We start from the raw sequence: 19,535 nt of genomic DNA, 5'->3' as shown, positions 1-19,535 counted from the left end.
ATGCAGGCCACGGGAGAAACCCTTGCGGCAAGGGCAACGGAACTCATCAGCCGCCGGGAGCCCTTCGTCCGTGCCACGGTTGTGCGGGCGCAGCGGCCCACGAGCGCACACGCCGGTGACAACGCCCTGATCCTGTCCACCGGGGAAATGAATGGCTTCGTGGGCGGAAACTGCGTCGAAGCCTCCGTGCGGGAATATAGCCTGAAGGCACTCGCAGCCCAGGAGCCATTGTTGCTCCGCGTTGTGCCCGGCGAGCCGTCGCACCGGAGCGAGGAAGGCGCCGTCGAGGTGTCAAACCCCTGCCTCAGCGGAGGAGCGGTGGAAATCTTCCTCGAGCCGCACATCCCGGCGCCGCGGGTCCTAGTGGTCGGCACAACCCCGGTGGCCCAGGCCCTGGCTTCACTCGGAGCCGGAGTCGGCCTGCAGATGGAACTGACCGACGGGCAGGCGGCCGACCCCCGGCCCGACGACGCCGCCCTGATCGTCGCTTCCCACGGCAGGGAGGAAGAAGGTGCGCTGGAAGGCGCCCTGCGTGCCGGGGTGCCCTACGTCGCGCTGGTTGCCAGCGAGGTGCGGGGCGCCGCCGTCCTGGCATCCCTGGACGTGGACGAATCTTTGCGCTCCCGTGTGTTCAGCCCGGCAGGGCTGGACCTGGGAGCCCGCACCCCGGGCGAGATCGCCGTGTCCATCCTCGCGCAGCTCATTGCCGAACGGGCCAAGGGACGGCACCCGGCGGCTGGACAAAGCGCACCGGCGACGGCCATTGACCCTGTGTGCGGGATGACTGTTGCCGCCGTCGAGTCAACGCTGCACCTCGAGCACGGCGGCACCACCATTTATTTCTGTTCCCGGGGATGCTACGAGGCATTCCGCAAAGATCCGGAACGCTATGACGCCTCCCGCTGAAGCCCAGCCGCGCCATGCACGCAGCCCTGACCCGCTGACACCTGGCCGTCCAACCGGAAAGCCCCGGATTGCCGGGCTGGTCCTGGCTGCGGGCGGATCTCGCCGGCTGGGACGCCCCAAGCAGCTCCTTCCCTACGGAGACGGGGTGCTGCTCGACGCCGTACTGGCCACCGCCCGGGCCTGCGGCTTCGCCCAGCTGGTGTTGGCGGTGGGCGGCTCGAGCGAAGAGGTGCTGAAAGGCGTGAACACGGCTGGCTGCGATGTCGCCGTCAACCCGGACTTCGGCACCGGGTGTGGATCGTCGATAGCCGCCGCCCTGCCGTCGCTTCATTCCGACACTGACGTGGTGGTCCTGTTGCTCGGGGACCAGCCGGGGGTCATGGCCCGGAACGTGTACAGGTTGCTGGCGGGACGCGGGCAGTCCGGAATCGCCGTCTGCCGCTACGACGACGGAATCGGCCATCCGTTTGCCTTTGCCCGGTCCGCCCTGCCGGCGCTCGCCGGACTGCACGGCGACAAGGCGGTTTGGAAGTTGCTGGAGGAGCGGGCGTCGGAGGTGGCCGAGGTAACCGTCTCCGGCGCTATTCCCCTGGACATCAACACCGATGAGGACTACGAACGGGTGCTCAACGCACTTCGGGGCGCACCGTGAACAACGCTGCGCGCAGTGGCGCGGAAGAAGATGTGCAGCAGCTGGTTCCTGACGTTCCGTCGCTAATGGCTGCACTTGACGACGTCGACTACCTCGCCGACGTCGGACTGGCCACGGCGCTGTTCCTGGCCGTGCGTTTGCCCCAGCCCATCCTGCTGGAAGGAGAAGCGGGGGTGGGCAAGACGGAGGCTGCGAAGGCGCTGGCCCACGTGCTCAACACTCCCCTGTTCCGGCTGCAGTGCTATGAGGGGATTGACGCAGGTGAAGCGCTCTATGAATGGAACCACCAGCGCCAGCTGCTCGGGATCCGGCTGGCAGAAGTCCGCGACGCAGCCCTGAACGAGTCGGACCTCTTCGGGCCGCAGTACCTGCTGCGCCGGCCGCTGCTCCAGGCAATCGAACATCCCGGACCGCGCCCGGCCGTGCTGCTGCTTGACGAGATCGACAGGGCTGACGCCGAATTCGAGGCGTTCACCTTCGAACTGCTGGCAGAGGCGGCTGTGACCATCCCGGAACTGGGCACCATCCGGGCCACGCATCCGCCGGTTGTGGTCCTCACGTCCAACCGGACGAGGGACCTGCATGACGCGCTCACGCGCCGCTGCCTCTATCACTGGATCGACTACCCCGTGCCCGCGCGGATTGCCGAGATCGTGCGGCGCCGTGTCCCCGGAAGCGCCGGTCCCCTGGCACAGGAGGCAGCGTCCGCCATCACGAAGATGCGTTCACTGGACATGGCCAAGCCTCCCGGGATCGCCGAAGCGATCGACTGGGTCTCCGCTTTGTCGGTGCTCGGCATCACGCACATCGATGCGCCCACCGTGGAGAAGACCTGGGGCTCGATCGTCAAGAACAGGGACGACCTTGAGCTCGTGGGAGCGCGTGGCGCGGCCTGGCTGGTCGGGGACGGCCATGGCTGAATTCGGCGCCGCCATCAGCCCGCCCGGAGTGGAGGCCGCTTCCCTGGCCGCCGGCCTTGTCACGGCGCTGCGCCGTGCCGGCCTGTCGACTTCCCCGGACCGCGCCGTTCGGCTGGCTGAAGCGCTCCGCCTGATCCCGCCCTTCGCCCGCGAACAGCTTTACTGGACCTGCCGGGTGGTCCTGGTGGCCTCCCGGGAGCAGGTGCCGGTTTTCGACACCGTCTTTGCCGCCGTGTTTGACGGCCGGCTTGACCCTGCCGACAGCCGGGGCGCCACCAAGGCACCCCCGGCACTCATCTCCGGGGCGCGCCTCCGCCCGGCCCCGCCGTCAGGACTGGCGAGTGCGCCGGCGGCCGTCCCCAAGGCTTCGCCGCCCGCTCTGCTTCCCGGCAGGGAACACTCCGGCGAGGGGAACGGTCCTGAGCGCGAGGCCATCCTGGCCATGGCGTCGACGGAGGAAAGACTGCACGAAACGTCCTTCGCTGAGCTCTCCGCCGAGGAGGTGGTCGAGGTACGCCGGCTCGTTCGGGCGATAGTCTTCGCCACGCCGGTACGCCTGAGCCGCAGGACCCGCAAGTCTTCGCATAACAATGCACGGCTGGACATCCGGAGCACCGTCCGTGCAGCCCAGCGCACCGGCTCCGATGCCACAAGGCTCATCTACGCCCATCGCCGGCCCCGTCCGCGGCAGCTGGTCCTGCTGTGCGATGTATCGGCGTCCATGGAGCCCTACACGAGGGTGTTCCTGTCATTACTGCAGGGCGCCGTGGCCGGAGCCCGGGCGGAGGCGTTCGTGTTCTCTACCCGCCTGACGCGGCTGACGCGGCAGCTGGCAGTCCGGAACCCTGATCAGGCGCTGGCCCGGGCCGCCGCGAGGGCGCCGGACTGGGCTGGAGGGACACAGATCGCGGAAAGCCTGCGGAGCTTCATTGATGCGCACGGCCGCCGCGGTTTGGCCAGGGGTGCGGTGGTGGTTGTGCTCTCCGACGGCTGGGCTCAGGATGATCCGGACCTCGTGGCCACGCAAATGGAACGCCTGAAGCGGCTCGCCTACCGGATTGTCTGGGTTAATCCGAGGAAGGCGGACGTGAACTACCGGCCGCTGGCGGGAGGTATGGCGGCGGCGCTCCCCTACTGCGACGCCTTTGTCAGCGGCCACAACTATGCGGCCCTCGCGGAAGTGGCAGCCGCGGTCCGGGACGGGCGCAGGACAACACAAGAGAGGCAGGGCAACAGCTAATGCAAATAGACAGCGCTTTCTCCGTAGTCGCTCCAATCGACAAAGTCTGGGACACGCTCATGGACTTCCAGCGCGTGGCCGGATGCGTTCCAGGGGCTCAGGTCCTGAACAAGCTTTCCGACGACGCCTATCAGATAGGGATGAAGGTGAAGCTGGGACCGGTTTCCATGCAGTACAAAGGGCAGATGTCCGTCCTCGAACGGAACGCCGGCGAACACCGCGCGGTGTTCCAGGGCCGGGCGCAGGAAACCCGAGGCCAAGGTACGGCCGAAGCCACTGTGACCCTGCGCCTGGCAGAGGCGCAAGGTTCGACGCAGGGTACGGTCAGCGCCGACCTGGCCCTGTCCGGAAAGGCCGCCGCAATGGGGAAAAGCGTCATCGGCGGCGTCACCGAGCAGATGATGGCGCTGTTCGCCGCCAACCTGCAGACGCTGCTGGCGGAACCTGCCGGGGAGGCACCGGGCGAGGCCGGGCAGGAAGCACCGCCGGCACCTCTTTCCGGGTCACTTGGGGCACCTGTTGCCGCACTATCCGCACCGTTGTCGCCGTCTGCCCCGTCGCCACCTTCGCAGCCCGACAACAGCCTGAATGCACTTTTGCTGGCTAAGAGAATGCTCAACGATCAGCTCAGCAACCCCGGGAAACTCATCGGGCTGCTTGCCGCCGTAGCGTTTTGTGCTTATCGACTGGGCCGCCGTGCGGGGCTGCGCTCGGGCCGGCCCTGAGCCGGCGGTGGAGGACAGAGCAAAATGCGTGACGTTCTCGCCGCCATGACGCCGGGCTGGCTGCAGGGTGGCACCGCCGGTTTGGCTACCGTCGTGCGGACTTTCCGTTCCGCACCGAGGCCCCCGGGCGCTGCCATGCTGGTCACGGCCACCGGCGAAGTCTTCGGCTCGGTCTCGGGAGGCTGCGTCGAGGGTGCCGTCTACGAGCTTGCCACACAGGTGAAGGCCGACCACCGCCCGGTCCTGGTGAGCTACGGCGTCAGCGACGACGACGCCTTCTCGGTCGGGTTGACCTGCGGCGGCACTATTGAGGTGTTTGTAGAGCCAATTTCGCAGCAAACCTTCGCGGAGCTGGACCGGGTCCGTGAGGACATCGAGACATCCCGCCCGGTAGGAGTTGCCACCGTGATCGAGCACCCCGATCCCGGCTGGCTGGGCCGCCACCTCGTCGTCCGGCCCAGCGGATTCGAAGGCGGGCTGGGTTCGGTCAGGGCCGATCACGCCGTCGGCGACGACACCCAGGGCCTGCTGGCAGCCGGCCGGAATTCCGTCCTGACTTACGGCCCTGACGGCGAGCGCCTCGACACCGGCATGTCCGTGTTCTTCGCCAGTTACGCGCCGCGGCCGCGGATGCTGGTCTTCGGAGCCATCGACTTTGCCGCGGCACTGGCACGGTTGGGTACCTTCCTGGGCTATCAGGTCACCGTTTGTGACGCCCGCGCCGTATTTGCCACCCAAGCGCGGTTCCCCGACGCCGCGGAGGTGGTCCGTGCTTGGCCGCACCATTACCTCTCCGAGCAGCTCGCCCGGGGGCTTCTCGACGAGCGGACCGTGATTTGTGTCCTGACCCACGACCCCAAGTTCGATGTCCCGGTGCTGGAGGCGGCCCTTCGAGGCCGTCCCGTCGCATACATCGGTGCGATGGGCTCCCGGCGCACGCACAACGATCGGATGGAAAGGCTTCGCGCTGCAGGCCTGAGCGACGAGCAACTGCTGAAACTGCACAGTCCCGTTGGCCTGGACCTGGGGGCGCGCACTCCCGAAGAAACAGCGGTATCGATCGGGGCCGAGATCATCGCCCTGCAATGGGGTGGCAGCGGTGAGCCGCTGGGGTCCCGAGCGGAGCGGATCCATCACGACGAAACGCCCGGGCGGGCCACTGACACGGCAGTCCCCGCGCCACAGACGGATCCATAACTCATCCGCTCCGAGGCGACTGGCGTTGATTGACGACGAAGTCCTTCGCGGCATGATCGCCATTGGGCACCCCACCCTGCCACGCGGAGGTGGCTGTTCTCCGTGCAGAAATTAACGCAGGGCCATAAGCTCAGGGAATGGCGAGATACTTTGACGTGCACCCCGACGATCCCCAGCCCCGTGCAATTGGCCAGATAGTGGAGCTCTTGCGGTCCGGCGGACTGATCGCATATCCCACCGACTCCTGCTATGCCCTCGGTGCGCAGCTCGGTAACCGCGAGGCCCTGGACCGTATCCGTGCCATTCGGCAGCTGGACAACAAACACCACTTCACCCTGGTCTGCAAGGATTTTGCCCAGCTGGGCCAGTTCGTCCAGATCGACAACGATGTGTTCCGCAGCATCAAGGCAGTCACCCCGGGCAGCTACACCTTCATCCTTCCCGCCACGAAGGAAGTGCCCAAGCGCCTGCTGCACCCGAAGAAGAAGACCGTGGGCGTCCGCATCCCGGACAACGCCGTGGTCCAGGCGCTGCTGGCCGAGCTGGGCGAGCCCCTGCTCTCCAGCACGCTGCTGCTGCCCGACGAGGAGGAGCCGCTGACCCAGGGCTGGGAAATCAAGGAACGGCTGGACCACGTGGTGGATGCAGTGGTTGATTCCGGGGACTGCGGTGCGGAACCGACCACGGTCATCGACTTCTCGAGCGGTTCGGCGGAAGTAGTGCGCCACGGCATGGGCGATCCGTCCCGGTTCGAGTAGCCGCCTTCCGCCTGCGAACGTCCGGCACGGCCGGGTTTAGTCCTTCTTGCGGGCCCTGCTGGGCTGAACCCGCGGAGGTTCACCTGGCATCTTGGGGTAGTCCGGCGGGAACGGAAGCTCCCCCAGTCCGGAGCCGACGTCGCGCTCCCACCACTCGAGCAGCACGTCAATTTTTCCCGGGTTGGCGTTCATGTCCGCCCACGGGTCCCCGACAGTCCGGAGCCGTTCGGGGACGGTGAGAATGGTGAAATCCTTCGGGTCCGCACTGCCCAGTTCGTCCCAGGTGATCGGGCAGGACACCGGGGCGTGGCCCAGTGCACGGGGGCTGTAGGCGCCGGCGATGGTGCGGTCGCGGTTTGCCTGGTTGAAGTCCACGAACACCCGTTCGCCGCGTTCTTCCTTCCACCAGGCCGTGGTGACCTTGTCCGGCATCCGCCGCTCCAGTTCACGGGCGGCGGCGATGACTGCGTGGCGGACATCCAGGAACTCAAAAGCCGGCTCCACCGGCGCATAGACGTGGAGGCCGCGGTTCCCCGAGGTCTTGATAAAGGTGGCGAGTCCGGCTTCCGCGAGCACCTCCTTCAGCTCCAGGGCTGCAGGGATGGCGTCGTCGAAGTCGGTTCCCGGCTGGGGGTCCAGGTCGATCCGCAACTGGTCCGGGTTGTCCGTGTTTTCGGCACGCGACGGCCAGGGGTGGAACACCACGGTGTTCATCTGGGCAGCCCAGACGGCGGCGGCCGGTTCGTCCAGGACCAGCATCGGGTGAGAACGCGCACTCGGAAAGACCACCTTCACCGACCGGATGAAGTCCGGCGTGCCCTTGGGTGGATTTTTGGAGAAGAACTGCTCGCCGTCGACGTTGTCCGAAAACCGCTGCAGGGCAACGGGACGTCCGCCGTTCGCCGCGATAAAGGCGTCACCCACCTCCGCGAGGTAGCGCGCAAGGTCCAGCTTGGTCAGCCCGAGATCCGGCCATAGGACACGGCCGGGACTTGAGATCCGCATGTCGCGGGGGCCGTTCGGGCCCCCGACGGTGAGGGTGGTGGATTCGCTCGCCATGGTGACAACCTACCCCGCCCGGTCCGCTCCGTCAGCAGTTGGCTACCGAATGGAAGAAACTTCGGCCAGCTCACTGGGCATGCGACTTCCGGTCTGTAAGGATGTGAACTGGCCTATTCCCCACGTGGCGGCCAACCGTCGAAGGAGACCCGTTCCATGATTGAAGCCGCTGGTGTGGACCAGGCAGCGAGGCAACGTGCACTGAGCGCGCTGGCTGCGCAGGAGGACCTCATGTCCCGCGGACAGGACAGTGTGGACTTCCGGCGGCGCCTCGACCGTCATTTTCCTGACCTGTACCGGCTCTTCCACACCCTGTATGGCAGGCGCCCGGACTTCGATGAGCAGTTGACGGCGCTGGTCCTCCAGACGGCCCGTTCCTGGAACGAACGCCCGGCGGACCTCAAAGCCCTGGACGCAGAACGGGAACACCATGCCGGGTGGTTCCTCGCCAACACCATGCTAGGCGGCGTCTGCTACGTCGACCGCTATGCGGAGGACCTCGAGGGAGTCCGCGCCCGGATTCCGTATTTCAAAGAGCTCGGCCTCACCTACCTGCATCTGATGCCGCTGTTCCTGGCACCTGAACCGCATTCCGACGGCGGGTACGCCGTCTCCAGTTACCGCCAGGTCAACCCGAAACTGGGGACCATGGAACAGCTGCGTGAACTGGCCGCTGAGCTGCGGTCCAACGGCATCAGCCTGGTGGTTGACTTCATTTTCAACCACACCTCGGATGAGCACGCGTGGGCAAAGCGGGCCGCGGCGGGCGATCCCGGGTACAGCGATTACTACTGGATCTACCCGGACCGGGCCATGCCGGACGCTTTCGAGCAGAATGTGCGCGAGATCTTCCCGGAGAACCACCCGGGGTCCTTCATCCAGATGGAGGACGGCCGCTGGGTCTGGGCCACGTTCCACACGTACCAGTGGGACCTGAACTACTCCAATCCGGACGTCTTCCGGGCCATGGCCGGGGAGATGCTCTTCCTGGCCAACCAGGGTGTGGACATCCTGCGGATGGATGCAGTCGCCTTCATCTGGAAGCAGCTCGGAACCCCGTGCGAGAACCTCCCCGAAGCCCACACCCTGCTGCAGGCCTTCAACGCCGTCTGCCGCCTGGCCGCGCCGTCGCTGCTGTTCAAGTCCGAGGCGATCGTCCACCCCGACGAAGTGGCGCTGTACATCGATCCGGCAGAGTGCCAGCTTTCCTACAACCCGCTGCAGATGGCGCTGATCTGGGAGTCGATGGCCACCCGCGATGTGTCGCTCCTGTCGCAGGCCCTCGAACGCAGGCACAACATTCCGGAAGGCACTTCGTGGGTGAACTACGTACGCAGCCACGACGATATCGGCTGGACCTTCGCGGACGAGGACGCCGCGGAACTGGGCATCAACGGCTTCGACCACCGACGCTTCCTCAACGCCTTCTACGTCAATCGCTTCCCTGGCAGCTTCGCGCGCGGCGTTCCCTTCCAGGACAACCCGCGTACGGGTGATTGCCGCATCTCCGGCACGACGGCGTCGCTCTGCGGTCTGGAGGGCGGCACCGGCCAGGCGGTGGACCGGATCCTGCTCGCCCATTCGGTAACCTTCAGCACCGGCGGCATCCCCCTTCTCTACCTTGGCGATGAGGTGGGACAGCTCAATGACTACGGCTACGCCCTCGAGGAAGGCCACGGCGCGGACAGCCGCTGGGTTCACCGCCCGCACTACCCTGCCGAGAGGTACGCAAAGCGCCAGGACCCGGCCGCACCCGAAGGTGCGGTGTTTGAGGGCATTCGCGCCATGATCTCGGCGCGGTCAGCAACCCCGGAATTCGCCGGAACCCGGCTGGTCCACTTCGACACCAATAACCGCGGCGTCCTGGGCTACCAGCGGCCGGGCGAAGGAACCCTGATCCTGGTCCTCGCCAACTTCAGCGACGGAAACCAGACCATCACCGCGCAGACCCTTTCCGGATTCGCGCCCGGGGCAGTGGACCTGCTGACCGGCAACCCGGTGCGGATAGAAGGAGGGGTCAGTCTCCGGCCACAGGAGTTCCGCTGGCTGCGGGTCACCCCGGCCGGCGGCTGAGCCCCGGCTGATCGGGCATCATGGATTCATGCCCGTACCCGAATCCCGCTTAACCATCACCGTCGGCGATGTCCAGGTTTCCGGCATCTATGCCCGGCCGGAGAAGCCGTTCGCAACACTCGTGCTGGCACACGGTGCCGGAGCCGGCATGGAGCATCCCTTCATGGCGGGCTTCACCAACGCGCTGAACGACGACGGCGTCGCCACCTTGCGGTTCAACTTCCCCTACCGCGAGGCCGGACGGAAATTCCCTGACCGGCCGCCGCTTGCCATCGCCACCTGGCGTGCCGCCATGGCGGAGGCCGGAGCCAGGGCCGCGGCGCACTCGGACACGGGCCCGGTGTGGGCGGCCGGCAAGTCGTTCGGCGGCCGGATGGCCTCCATGGCCGTGGCCGAGGGAATGCCGGCGGCCGGGCTGGTGTACCTCGGCTATCCGCTGCATCCGCCGGGCAAGCCGGAGAAACTGCGCGACGAGCACCTCTACGGGCTCACCCTTCCAATGCTGTTCATGCAGGGAACGCGGGACACGTTTGCCACGCCTGAGCTGCTGGAGGGTGTGGTCGCCCGTATAGGGCCAACCGCTACCCTGCACTGGTACGAAGGCGGTGACCACTCGTTTGCGGTCGCTGGCAAAAAGCGGAGTGCGGAGGAGATCGGCGCCGCCATTGCGGCCCCGGTTGCTGTGTATCTGCGCTCACATGGCTAGGTTCAGGTAGCCGGGAGCTCACTGCCTCGGAGCCGTGTGGGCCATGTTCGGGGGCAGGGGCTCGTGGCGAAGGTAGGTCCGCCGGAAACGGCCCGTGCCCGCCGTCAATGCCCGCAAGTCCACCGCATAGCGCAGCAACTCCTGTTCCGGTATCTCTGCACTGATTTCGGTGCCGCTGCCGTCGGCCGAGGCCGTTCCGGTCAGCCGCCCGCGCCGGGAGGAGAGATCGCTCATCACCGCCCCTACATAGTCTTCCGCGACGCTGATGGTTACCGCCAGGACGGGTTCGAGAAGCTGGATCCGGCCCGCTGCCGCGGCTTCCCGCAGCGCCAGCGCCCCCGCCGCCTGGAAGGCCGCGTCGGAGGAATCGACGCTGTGCGCTTTGCCGCCGGTGAGCGTCACCCGGATGTCCACCACCGGGAACCCCGCTGCCACGCCCTTCTGCATTTGCGCCCGGACACCTTTCTCGACCGAGCCGATGTACTGCCCCGGGATGACCCCGCCCACGGTCTTGTCAACGAACTCGAAACCCGCGCCGCGTTCGAGGGGCTCAACATCAATGTCACAGATGGCGTACTGGCCGTGGCCTCCGGACTGCTTGACGTGCCGGCCGTGGCCCGATGCCGGCGCCGCGAACGTTTCCCGCAATGGCGTGACCACGTCCACGGTCTGCAGCTTGACCCCCTGCTCGCGCAGCCTGTCCAGCACCACCTCGCCGTGTGCTTCGCCCATGCACCAGAGGATCAGCTGATGGGTTTCGGCGTTCCGCTCCACGCGCAGGGTTGGGTCACCGGCGGCCACCTTCCCCAGGGACTTGGCCAGGGCGTCCTCGTCGCTGCGGGTTGCGGCCTCCACTGCCACGGGCATCAGCGGCTCCGGCATCTCCCACGAAACCACCAGCAGCGGCGCCTCCCTGGCTGAGACGGTGTCGCCGGTCTCGGCATTGGCCAGCTTGGCGATTGCGCAGATATCCCCCGCCACGCAGTACGGCACCGGCCGCAGGGTGGACCCCACCGGCGAGTAGAGGTGGGTGAGGCGTTCGTCGCTGTCGTGGTCCTCGTGGCCCCGGTCGGCCAGCCCCCGGCCGCTGACATGCACTGCGGAGTCCTCGCGAAGCGTGCCGGAGAAGACCCGCACCAGGCAGACGCGGCCGAGGAACGGGTCGATGGTGGTCCGTACTACCTCGCCTGCGAGGGGGCCCGCGGGATCGCACGCCAGTGGCGGGGCCGGCTCGCCGCCAAGACCGGTTACCTGCGGCAGGGTGCGTTCCAGCGGAGACGGAAAGGCGCGGGTCAGCATTTCCAGGAGTTCCGCCACGCCCAGGCCCGTTTCGGCGGACGTTGCCAGCACCGGGAAGAATGTTCCACGGGCGACGGCGGTCTCCAGGTCGCTGACGAGGGCATTGACGTCGATTTCCTCGCCGTCAAGGTAGCGGTCCATGAGGGTTTCATCTTCGCTCTCCGAGATGATGCCCTCAATGAGCGTGCCACGGGCGCTTTCGGACGCCGCGATCTCTTCCGCGCCGGCTTTCCGCACTTGGGGTGTCGGCGAGCCGGCGGAGTAGTCCGACACCGTTTGCGAGAGCAGTCCCAGCAGCCCGGTGGTGGTGTCTCCGGTGCGCACAGGGAGGTAGGCCGGCACCACCGAGTCGCCGAACGAGCGCTGGCACTCGGCCACCGTCGCCTCGAAGTTCGCGCGCGGATGATCCAGCCGGCTGATCACAACGGCCCTGGGCATCCCCACCTGGTCGCATTCGCCCCAGAGTGCGGTGGTGGCGGCGTCGATGCCCTCGATGGCAGACACCACGAAAAGGGCCGCGTCGGCTCCCCGCAGTCCTGCGCGGAGTTCGCCGGTGAAGTCACCGTAGCCCGGAGTATCCAGGAGATTAACCTTGATGCCGTCCACCACGAGGGGGGCTATGGAGAGCACTACGGAGCGTTGTTGGTGAACTTCGGAGGGTTCGGCGTCGCTGACTGTCGTCCCGTCGGTGATCGATCCCATCCGTGAGATCACGCCGGTTGCGGCAAGCAGTGCTTCCACCAGCATTGTCTTACCGGCACCGGAGTGGCCGACGAGAACCACGTTGCGGACTTTCTCCGGCGAATCGGCGGGAGCGCCGGCGGAGGCGTCCGCCCGCCGGGAATCAGAGGTGCTGCGGGCCGGGCTCTTGGCCCGGCCGTTTGGGCTTTTTACCGACATGAGCAACTCCAGGCGTCTTAGTCGTGAGCCGCCATGCGGCCTGTGTAAGACGATTCGACACCCTGAGGCCGCCGAACTTCAAGAGGGTGAGGTGCAGCCCCTGCCCGCGGGGTCAGCTTTCGTCGTGCCACCACCCTTCCCAGGGGGTGGATGTGAGTTGCCCGCTGGGGAAAGCGCCCATGGAGCCAGCCCCGCCGGCATGCGGATCCTTGTCCTTCCAGCCGGAGTGAAGGGAGAGTGTCAAAGTGCTCAAAAGAGTCATCATGGTGTGTCCTTCCGTTCGCTGCATGGACCGCTGTGTCCGGGTAGGACTGAGCGTATCCGTGCAATGTTTCGCGGCAACGACGCGAGGTTTCCGGTGTGTATCAGTTACCTCACTGGGACACTCTGCGGGCTTGGAGATCTACTCTGCAAGGATCAGGTACAGCGCCCGGCGGGCTTCGTCGATCTTTTCGACGGCGGCCAGAAGCTGTTCGTCCGTAGCCGCAACCCGGAACTGATGAATGACGCCCATGGGCTTGCCTACGCTCTGATGAAACGCCGGACCCGTGCCCTCGGCGTCGGTGTTCCAAGCGTTGCCCAGCTCATCCTGGTGGCTGGGGCGCCGCGCTCCGGACGTCTTTTCCGCGATTGTCTTGATCAGCCCGTACCCGTTAGAGGGTGCTTCCGCCAGCAGGGAAAGAATTGCCGCGCGGACATCGCCCCTGTTGGCCCTGCGCGGGCCGCCCGGCCCGAAACACGGCCCGAACCCTGGGCGGCGGGGAACCAACACCTGGCGGCTACATCCTGTTCTTGGTCCGGGCGGTGGCCGGCGCGGTCCACGGGTCTTCCGGCCAGGGATGCTTCGGGTAGCGGCCGCGCATCTCCGCCCGCACCTGCGCGTATGGTCCTGACCAGAACGACGCAAGATCGTCCGTCACCGCCAGGGGACGCCTTGCCGGCGACAGGAGATGAAACAGCACCGGCACCCGGCCGCCCGCCAACCGCGGTGTTTCGGCCCAGCCAAAGCATTCCTGCAATTTGACCGCTACAACCGGACGGCCGTCGTCGTGCTCCGCGTCCGGGTAATCGATCCTGACGCGCGAACCGCTCGGAACCTCCAGCGTCTCCGGCGCCAGCTCCCCGAACCGGGCCGCGTCCGGCCACGGCAAGAGTCGCCGCAGCGGTTCCGTGAGGTCGATGCCGGCCGTGGCCGACCCGCCGGCAAGCGCTCCGAGTTCGGGCGCCAGCCAGTCATCAAGCCGGGACAACAGCGCACCCTCGGACACGTCCGGCCAGGGGCTGCCCAGTTCGCGGTGCAGCAGCGCGAGACGGCGGCGCAAGGCGTCCGCCGCCGTCGACCATCCAATGGTTCCCAACCCTTCCTTCGCCAGTGCGCGGGCCACGGCCGCCCGCCCCTCGGCGGCTGACGGCCGCACCGGTGTCGAGGAAAGCACGATGGCACCCAGACGGCGTTCCCGCCGGGCGGTGACCCGACCCTGGGCGAACCCGGCCTCCACGCTTTCACGCAGCAGGTGCCGGGTCGCAGCCTCCGCCGTGTCAACGGAAAGCGGCGCCGCAGAGCGGATGACGGCGCCTGTTCCCGCCGCGTCGCGGCCTTCCGCGCGCGAGACTTCAGCAACCGCCAGCCACTCGTGGCCGGACAGCGGGCTGCCCGCCGGGAGGCCCGCCCGGGTACCGGAAGAGAGCAGGTATCGCTCCCCCGCACCGGGCACGCGGCGCGCCACCCGGTCAGGAAAAGCGAGGGCGACGACGAACCCGACCGCCTCCGCGGCGGTCACCGGCGCGACACTTCGCGAGCGGTCAACTACAGCGACTTGCTTACGGACGATCCCTTCCATCCGCCCGACGTCATCTTTCCAGCGCCGCGCCGCCGGATCCTTGCCTGAACGCAGTGTGGCCAGCAACCGGGTGAGGTCGGCGCCGGGAGCGCGCTGGTCACCGGCGACGACGGCGACAGTCTCCGCGGCAGTCCGCTGGCCCACGGTTGCGGCGCCGTCCAGCAAGGCCCGGGCCAGTCGCGGATCGGCCGGAATCCTGGCCAAGGTCTTTCCCAGCTCCGTGGCGAGGCCATCCTGTCCCACGGCGCCCAGCTCGCGGAGGACGTCCACGGCCTCATCCATCGCTGCTGCGGGCGGAGCGTCCGGGAGGGCCAATCCTCGTCCGCGCGGTGATCCCCAGCAGGCCAGGACCAACGCCGCTGCGGTCAGGTCGGCCACCACGATTTCCGGGGTCTGGTGCGCAGGGGCAGCTCCGAAGGCCTTCTGGTCATAGCATCGGACCACCCGGCCCGGACCCTGGCGTGCGGCGCGCCCGGCGCGCTGTTCAGCGGACGCACGGGAGCAGGACACAGTCACCAGGCCGGACATGCCCCGGTTTATGTCGCGCCGCGGTTCGCGGGACAGCCCGGAGTCGATGACCAGACGGACCCCCGGAACAGTGAGTGAGGATTCGGCGAGCGCCGTGGAGACGATGATCCGGGCACGTCCGCCGGGGTCCCGCCCCGACACTGCCCGGTCCTGTTCCGCCGGGCTTGCCTGGCCGTGCAGCTCCAGCACTTCGGCGTCCACCCTGCCCCGGAGGCGGCTGGCAACGTGCGAGACCTCCCGGGCGCCCGGAAGAAAGACCAGCGCATCCACGCCCGGGTCCGCCGCCAGCGATTCGGCGTGTGATGCGGCGGCGGTGTCTGCCACATGGTCCAGGAACGCACGGCTCACGCCCCGAGTGTCCAGTCGCGCCACGGCGGCGGGCGCCCACTCGGTTTCGAGCGGGTATAGAGCGGAAGGACAGTCGACGACGGGAGCCGGGCCGCCGCCGTCGTGCGTCCCTTCGGTGCCGGTCCCTTGGTTCCCCGTCCCGATGAGTGCAGCGAAGCGCGGCGCGTCCAAGGTGGCGGACATGGCCACCAGCATGAGGTCGCCGCGCAACTCGCGGACCTCGGCGAGCATACCGAGCAGCAGATCGGTCTCCAGCCCCCGCTCGTGGACCTCATCGAGGATCACCGCGTCCACGGTCTCCAGGCCCGGGTCGGACAAGAGCCGCTGCAGCAGGATGCCGGGCGTGACGAACTCGATCACGGTCCCCGCACCGCCGACGCGTTCCCCGCGGACGGTGTAGCCGACGCGGTCCCCGAGCCGGCTGCCGTCCAAGTCGGCCAGGCGGCGTGCCGCGGAGCGCGCGGCGACACGGCGCGGCTGGGTGACAACAACCCGCGGGCTCCGGGCTCTTCCGCCGGCAGCCCCTGCGCCACCGGGCACCGCGGCGGCTGCGATGTTGGCGAGCAACGGCGGAACGAGGGTGGTTTTGCCGGTACCGGGTGGCGCCTGGACAACGGCGGTCCCGGCCGCGCCGCCGGCGCGCAGGGCATCCGACAGCTCCCCCAGCGACGCGGCAAAGGCCAGGCCCGCACCGATGACCCCTAAATCGAAGGGTGGATCGGAGCGGGCGGCGGCCGAAGCGAGCGGAGAAGTCACGCCTCCATTGTGCCTACAAAGTTCACACGGTCCTTCTCAGTGCCGGGCGGGGAGCAGACGCGCGATGCCCGCCCCTCGACGGGCGGGACTCAGGTCGCGGGTGCGCTGACCTGTGCGCTGACCGCGATGAAGGCGCCCTGGGGGTCGCCGACCACAGCGTTCCGGAAACCCGGCGTGTCCATCGGCGCCATCAGGATGGTGCCGCCCAGCGCTTCAGCGTGCCGAGCGACGGAATCCACATCTGTGACCGCGAAATTGACGCTCCAATGGGGAGGAACCGCGACGCCGTCAGTGGCGGTGACGACGGCCACCACCTGACCGGAGCGGCGCCATAGCGCAAAGGGCGCATCCGCCACCGGTTCAAGTTCCCAGTCGAACATGGCGCCGTAAAACGCCCGGGCCTTCCCGACGTCGGTAGTGTGCAGCGAGCTCATTGCCCAGGCGTTCGGCTCATCGGCCAGCACGGCGCCGTCGCCCTCCCCGGCCTGCCACAGGCAAAACGGCACCCCCGTGGAGTCCGCAACCACGGCCAGAACACCATGGGTGCCGCCGCCAAACGGGCCTGCGACGAGGCTACCTCCGGCATGCTCGGCAAGGGCGAGCGCCTGTCCGACGTCGTCGACACGCACGTGGGTGTTCCACGTGGGCCGGAACATCGCCGGTGCCTGGCCGATCCCGGACACCAGCCGACCCTGCAGGCGTGCAGCGTAGTAGTTGCCCTCGAGTCCGGCAGGCATAGGGGCGGGATCGTCAAAACTCCAGCCGAAGAGCGGGCCGTAGAAGTCCATGGCCGCCCGGGGATCCGGCTGGAAAGTATCGACCCGGCACGGCACGCCGACCGATTGGGTATCACGGGTTGTCATTAAGGCGCCTTCCAATTCTTCTGGACCTCACTTCTTTTGTGCAGCGTATGCAGCCAGGGACACTGCTTCAAGCCTTTTGTGGGCGTTCCCACAGAGTGGCGATCCGCGGCCGCCATTGCCCTCCAAGCAAGGCTAGGATCTCGATATGGGGTCCACGGACGATTTGTTCGAGGGGCCGGCCACCGAATTGCCCGGACCGATCTCACGCGGCGGAGCACTTTATGCGGAAGTGGCCGGCCGCGAAGCCCGGGTCAGGCATGTCGCGGGCTACTCCGCGTTCATCGGTTTCTTCGCCCGCCACGGCGTGAGGGCATATGAGCTGGCCGCGGACCCGGCGCGGCTCATAGCCACACGGCTTGAGCGGTCGACTCAGGCGCTGATCCCCGTCCGGCGGCCTCACACGCGACCGGCTTAGGGCACGGAGAACCGGCCGCGGGCAAAACGGGCGAAGCCGGCGTGAACGTCACGGACAATGACGGTTCCGGTGCCGAGGAGCTGTGCCTTCTCTCGAAGTTGCGCCACAAGGTCCTCGCTAGGGCGGCCGAAGACTTCGATCGTCTTCATCTTGATAAGCGGCGCAACTGGCGGGAACCTGGGCCCCGCCACCTTCATGTGGAACTCCAACGAGGCCAGATCAGGATGAAAGTGGAGGACACTCATGGTGGAGCCGTCCTCTGAGAACCAGACGCTGTAGGAGATGATCCGAGGCTCATTCTGTTCAACGAACTCGGCAAGTTCTGCCATGGCCGCCTTAAGTTCCTCAAGTTTGCCGGAGCGGACCTCCGATGTATCAAGGTAAGCGACGAAATGATCCATGTCATCTCTCCCGTTGAAGGCCCGGGCTGAATGCCTGGACAAGGTTCTCTATACACAATTTTCCTCCCGATCCGCTAGGGAAGCGCGTTGGATTCCTGGCTCCAGGATTTGGCCAGGCGGCCGGGACTTCCCCGGCGTTCACGGTGGCATCCCGGCGGAAGGTGGCAACATGGGGACATGACTCCTGCTCATGGTTTTTCCGGACTCTTTCGGCGTCCCCAGCCCGTCAAACCCACAGCCGGTCAAGAGTCGGTGTGGGACTACCCGCGGCCGCCAAGGGTCGAGCCCCGATCGGAACGGGTTGTCGTCCGGCTTGGCGGGCAGGTGATTGCCGACACCACTGATGCAGTGCGTGTCCTGGAGACGAGTCATCCGCCGGTCTACTACCTGCCATTGGACGCATTCCCCGCCGGTGTACTCGTCCCGGTCGAGGGCACCACCTTCTGCGAGTTCAAGGGAGAAGCACACTACTTCGACGTCGTCGCCGGCGGAGTCGTCGTTCCCCGTGCCGGGTGGACCTACCCGGCACCCGCCCGAGGTTTCGAGGCGCTCAGCAGCCGAGTTGCCCTCTACCCGGGCCACATGGATTCCTGCGAGGTCAACGGCGAGCAGGTGACCTTCCAGGAAGGTGACTTCTACGGCGGTTGGATCACCACGAAGATCGTCGGCCCGTTCAAGGGTGGCCCGGGCACTGCCGGGTGGTGAGCACATCGCTCGTGCGTTCCGGCAAGACTTACCCGGAGAGTACCTGCTCCACTTCTATGATGTCGGTCGCAGACACCGAAAACCCTACCTGCGCCAGCGCCGGAAGCTTGGCCATGTGGACGCCGTCACCAACCGCCGCGCGTGGGCGTATGGCCCTTTCGGGCATCCTCGGGCATTGCCATTTCGGCCCGCATGCCCAGGAGCCGGATCGGGCGGCCCGCTTCAATTCCGGCTGCGAGGTCCAATGCCCGCGCGAGGATTTCGTCCCTATCGAATGTTTCGGGAATCTTCTTCGCGTGGGTCTTGGTGAAGAACGGCGCATACCGAACCTTGAGGGTCAGCCCGACCACGGGCCGCCCTTCGGCCTCAACATCCTCAAGAACACGGGCTGTCAGCTCCCTGACTGCGTCGTCCACCTGGGCGGGCGCAGTCAGGTCCTGTTGGAAGGTGGTCTCCCGGCTATGCCCGCGGGCAACCCACGGGGTGTCGTCCACAACGCTGGCGCCGTCCCCGCGTCCGAGCTCCGCGTACCAGGGACCCATCCTGGGGCCGAACTCCGGAACGAGGTCCCGGGGGTCGGTGGCGGCGAGCTCGGCGACTGTGTGGATGCCGAGTTTGGCCAGCCGGGCAGACACTTTGGTTCCAACGCCCCACAGGTCTTTGGTGGGCAGGTCGCCCATGACCTTGAGCCAGTTAGCTGAAGTGAGGCGGAAGACGCCGGCCGGCTTGCCGAAACCGGTGGCGACCTTGGCCCGGACCAAAGTGTCGCCGATGCCTATGCTGCAATGCAGCTGCGTTCGCTCCAGGACAGCGGCCTGCACCTGCCGGGCGTAGGCTTCCGGGTTCTCTGTCTCAGTGCCTACAAAGGCTTCATCCCAGCCCAGCACCTGCACGGTGGCGCCCGGCTGCGAGCGCAGGGTAGCCATCACCGTTTCGGACGCCGCGAGGTAAGCCTCCTGGTCGACGGGCAGGATCACAGCGTCGGGCACTTTCCGGGCCGCAATGCGTAACGGCATTCCGGAACCCACGCCGAACGCCCTGGCTTCGTAGGACGCGGTCGCCACCACAGCTCGTTCCGCGGGATCGCCCCGACCGCCGACAATGATCGGCTTGCCCGCAAGCTCCGGCCGCCGGAGCACTTCGACCGCCGCGATGAACTGGTCGAGATCGACGTGCAGCACCCACCGGATTCCGCTCACGCCACCAGTCTGCCCTAAACATCGCTCACAAGCATCGGCTCTCC

General features: G+C 67.2%; 18 protein-coding genes. 10 read left to right on the top strand and 8 right to left on the bottom strand.

The genetic code is table 11. The features are described 5' to 3' along the window. The 7 genes from ARTH_RS10305 to ARTH_RS10275 all read left to right on the top strand — a co-directional run bounded on the left by ARTH_RS10305 (window position 1) and on the right by ARTH_RS10275 (window position 6,398). Window positions 1-906: an XdhC family protein gene (locus tag ARTH_RS10305; RefSeq protein ID WP_011691884.1), complete on the top strand. Its 906-nt coding sequence runs from the start codon at window positions 1-3 to the stop codon at window positions 904-906. Further along, entirely contained in the window at window positions 890-1,558 is a 669-nt protein-coding gene (locus ARTH_RS10300) for a nucleotidyltransferase family protein (RefSeq protein ID WP_011691883.1), read from the top strand. The genes ARTH_RS10305 and ARTH_RS10300 overlap by 17 nt, the downstream gene beginning before the upstream one ends. After that, window positions 1,555-2,478: an AAA family ATPase gene (locus ARTH_RS10295; RefSeq protein ID WP_011691882.1), complete on the top strand. Its 924-nt coding sequence runs from the start codon at window positions 1,555-1,557 to the stop codon at window positions 2,476-2,478. Before ARTH_RS10300 ends, ARTH_RS10295 begins: the two co-directional genes overlap by 4 nt. Then, a complete protein-coding gene (locus tag ARTH_RS10290; RefSeq protein ID WP_011691881.1) occupies window positions 2,471-3,718 on the top strand; it encodes a vWA domain-containing protein in 1,248 nt (415 codons plus the stop codon). The genes ARTH_RS10295 and ARTH_RS10290 overlap by 8 nt, the downstream gene beginning before the upstream one ends. Next, the gene (locus ARTH_RS10285) at window positions 3,718-4,443 is read left to right on the top strand and encodes an SRPBCC family protein (RefSeq protein WP_011691880.1); all 726 of its coding nucleotides are present in this window, start codon (window positions 3,718-3,720) and stop codon (window positions 4,441-4,443) included. The genes ARTH_RS10290 and ARTH_RS10285 overlap by 1 nt, the downstream gene beginning before the upstream one ends. 24 nt (window positions 4,444-4,467) lie before the next feature. Then, a complete protein-coding gene (locus tag ARTH_RS10280; protein WP_011691879.1) occupies window positions 4,468-5,640 on the top strand; it encodes an XdhC family protein in 1,173 nt (390 codons plus the stop codon). A 137-nt stretch (window positions 5,641-5,777) separates the two neighbouring features. Beyond that, a complete protein-coding gene (locus ARTH_RS10275; RefSeq protein ID WP_011691878.1) occupies window positions 5,778-6,398 on the top strand; it encodes an L-threonylcarbamoyladenylate synthase in 621 nt (206 codons plus the stop codon). Between the two features lie 36 nt (window positions 6,399-6,434). On the opposite strand, the gene ligD is transcribed toward ARTH_RS10275, so the two are convergent. Further along, complete coding sequence (gene ligD, locus ARTH_RS10270; RefSeq protein WP_011691877.1) at window positions 6,435-7,457, bottom strand: non-homologous end-joining DNA ligase; 1,023 nt, start codon at window positions 7,455-7,457, stop codon at window positions 6,435-6,437. A 156-nt stretch (window positions 7,458-7,613) separates the two neighbouring features. Between ligD and ARTH_RS10265 the strand changes: the two genes are divergently transcribed. Both ARTH_RS10265 and ARTH_RS10260 read left to right on the top strand, forming a co-directional pair. After that, window positions 7,614-9,530, top strand: a complete 1,917-nt coding sequence (locus tag ARTH_RS10265) for an alpha-amylase family glycosyl hydrolase (RefSeq protein WP_011691876.1) — start codon at window positions 7,614-7,616, stop codon at window positions 9,528-9,530. A gap of 28 nt (window positions 9,531-9,558) precedes the next feature. Beyond that, window positions 9,559-10,236 (top strand): alpha/beta hydrolase family protein, encoded by a 678-nt coding sequence (locus ARTH_RS10260; RefSeq protein WP_011691875.1) that lies wholly within the window; start codon window positions 9,559-9,561, stop codon window positions 10,234-10,236. A gap of 18 nt (window positions 10,237-10,254) precedes the next feature. On the opposite strand, the gene ARTH_RS10255 is transcribed toward ARTH_RS10260, so the two are convergent. The 6 genes from ARTH_RS10255 to ARTH_RS10230 all read right to left on the bottom strand — a co-directional run bounded on the left by ARTH_RS10255 (window position 10,255) and on the right by ARTH_RS10230 (window position 17,587). Beyond that, window positions 10,255-12,435, bottom strand: coding sequence for an elongation factor G-like protein EF-G2 (locus tag ARTH_RS10255; RefSeq protein ID WP_011691874.1), 2,181 nt, complete (start codon window positions 12,433-12,435; stop codon window positions 10,255-10,257). Between the two features lie 112 nt (window positions 12,436-12,547). Further along, window positions 12,548-12,700: a hypothetical protein gene (locus ARTH_RS23875; protein ID WP_198011555.1), complete on the bottom strand. Its 153-nt coding sequence runs from the start codon at window positions 12,698-12,700 to the stop codon at window positions 12,548-12,550. Window positions 12,701-12,838: 138 nt separating this feature from the next. Further along, window positions 12,839-13,276 carry a PadR family transcriptional regulator gene (locus ARTH_RS10250; RefSeq protein ID WP_232223650.1) on the bottom strand — a complete coding sequence of 146 codons (438 nt, stop codon included), beginning with the start codon at window positions 13,274-13,276 and terminating at the stop codon, window positions 12,839-12,841. Continuing rightward, entirely contained in the window at window positions 13,215-15,908 is a 2,694-nt protein-coding gene (hrpB, locus tag ARTH_RS10245) for an ATP-dependent helicase HrpB (RefSeq protein WP_011691872.1), read from the bottom strand. Before hrpB ends, ARTH_RS10250 begins: the two co-directional genes overlap by 62 nt. A gap of 89 nt (window positions 15,909-15,997) precedes the next feature. Beyond that, the gene (locus ARTH_RS10240; protein ID WP_043429741.1) at window positions 15,998-16,771 is read right to left on the bottom strand and encodes a VOC family protein; all 774 of its coding nucleotides are present in this window, start codon (window positions 16,769-16,771) and stop codon (window positions 15,998-16,000) included. 411 nt (window positions 16,772-17,182) lie between these two features. Further along, entirely contained in the window at window positions 17,183-17,587 is a 405-nt protein-coding gene (locus ARTH_RS10230; protein WP_011691869.1) for a hypothetical protein, read from the bottom strand. A 177-nt stretch (window positions 17,588-17,764) separates the two neighbouring features. Between ARTH_RS10230 and ARTH_RS10225 the strand changes: the two genes are divergently transcribed. Next, a complete protein-coding gene (locus ARTH_RS10225; RefSeq protein ID WP_011691868.1) occupies window positions 17,765-18,292 on the top strand; it encodes a DUF427 domain-containing protein in 528 nt (175 codons plus the stop codon). Window positions 18,293-18,417: 125 nt separating this feature from the next. On the opposite strand, the gene ARTH_RS10220 is transcribed toward ARTH_RS10225, so the two are convergent. Then, window positions 18,418-19,491, bottom strand: a complete 1,074-nt coding sequence (locus tag ARTH_RS10220; RefSeq protein WP_011691867.1) for a DNA polymerase IV — start codon at window positions 19,489-19,491, stop codon at window positions 18,418-18,420. Window positions 19,492-19,535 lie beyond the last annotated feature (44 nt).

The organism is Arthrobacter sp. FB24 (assembly GCF_000196235.1).
Lineage (GTDB): Bacteria > Actinomycetota > Actinomycetes > Actinomycetales > Micrococcaceae > Arthrobacter.
This window is presented reverse-complemented; position numbering and strand designations above follow the sequence as displayed.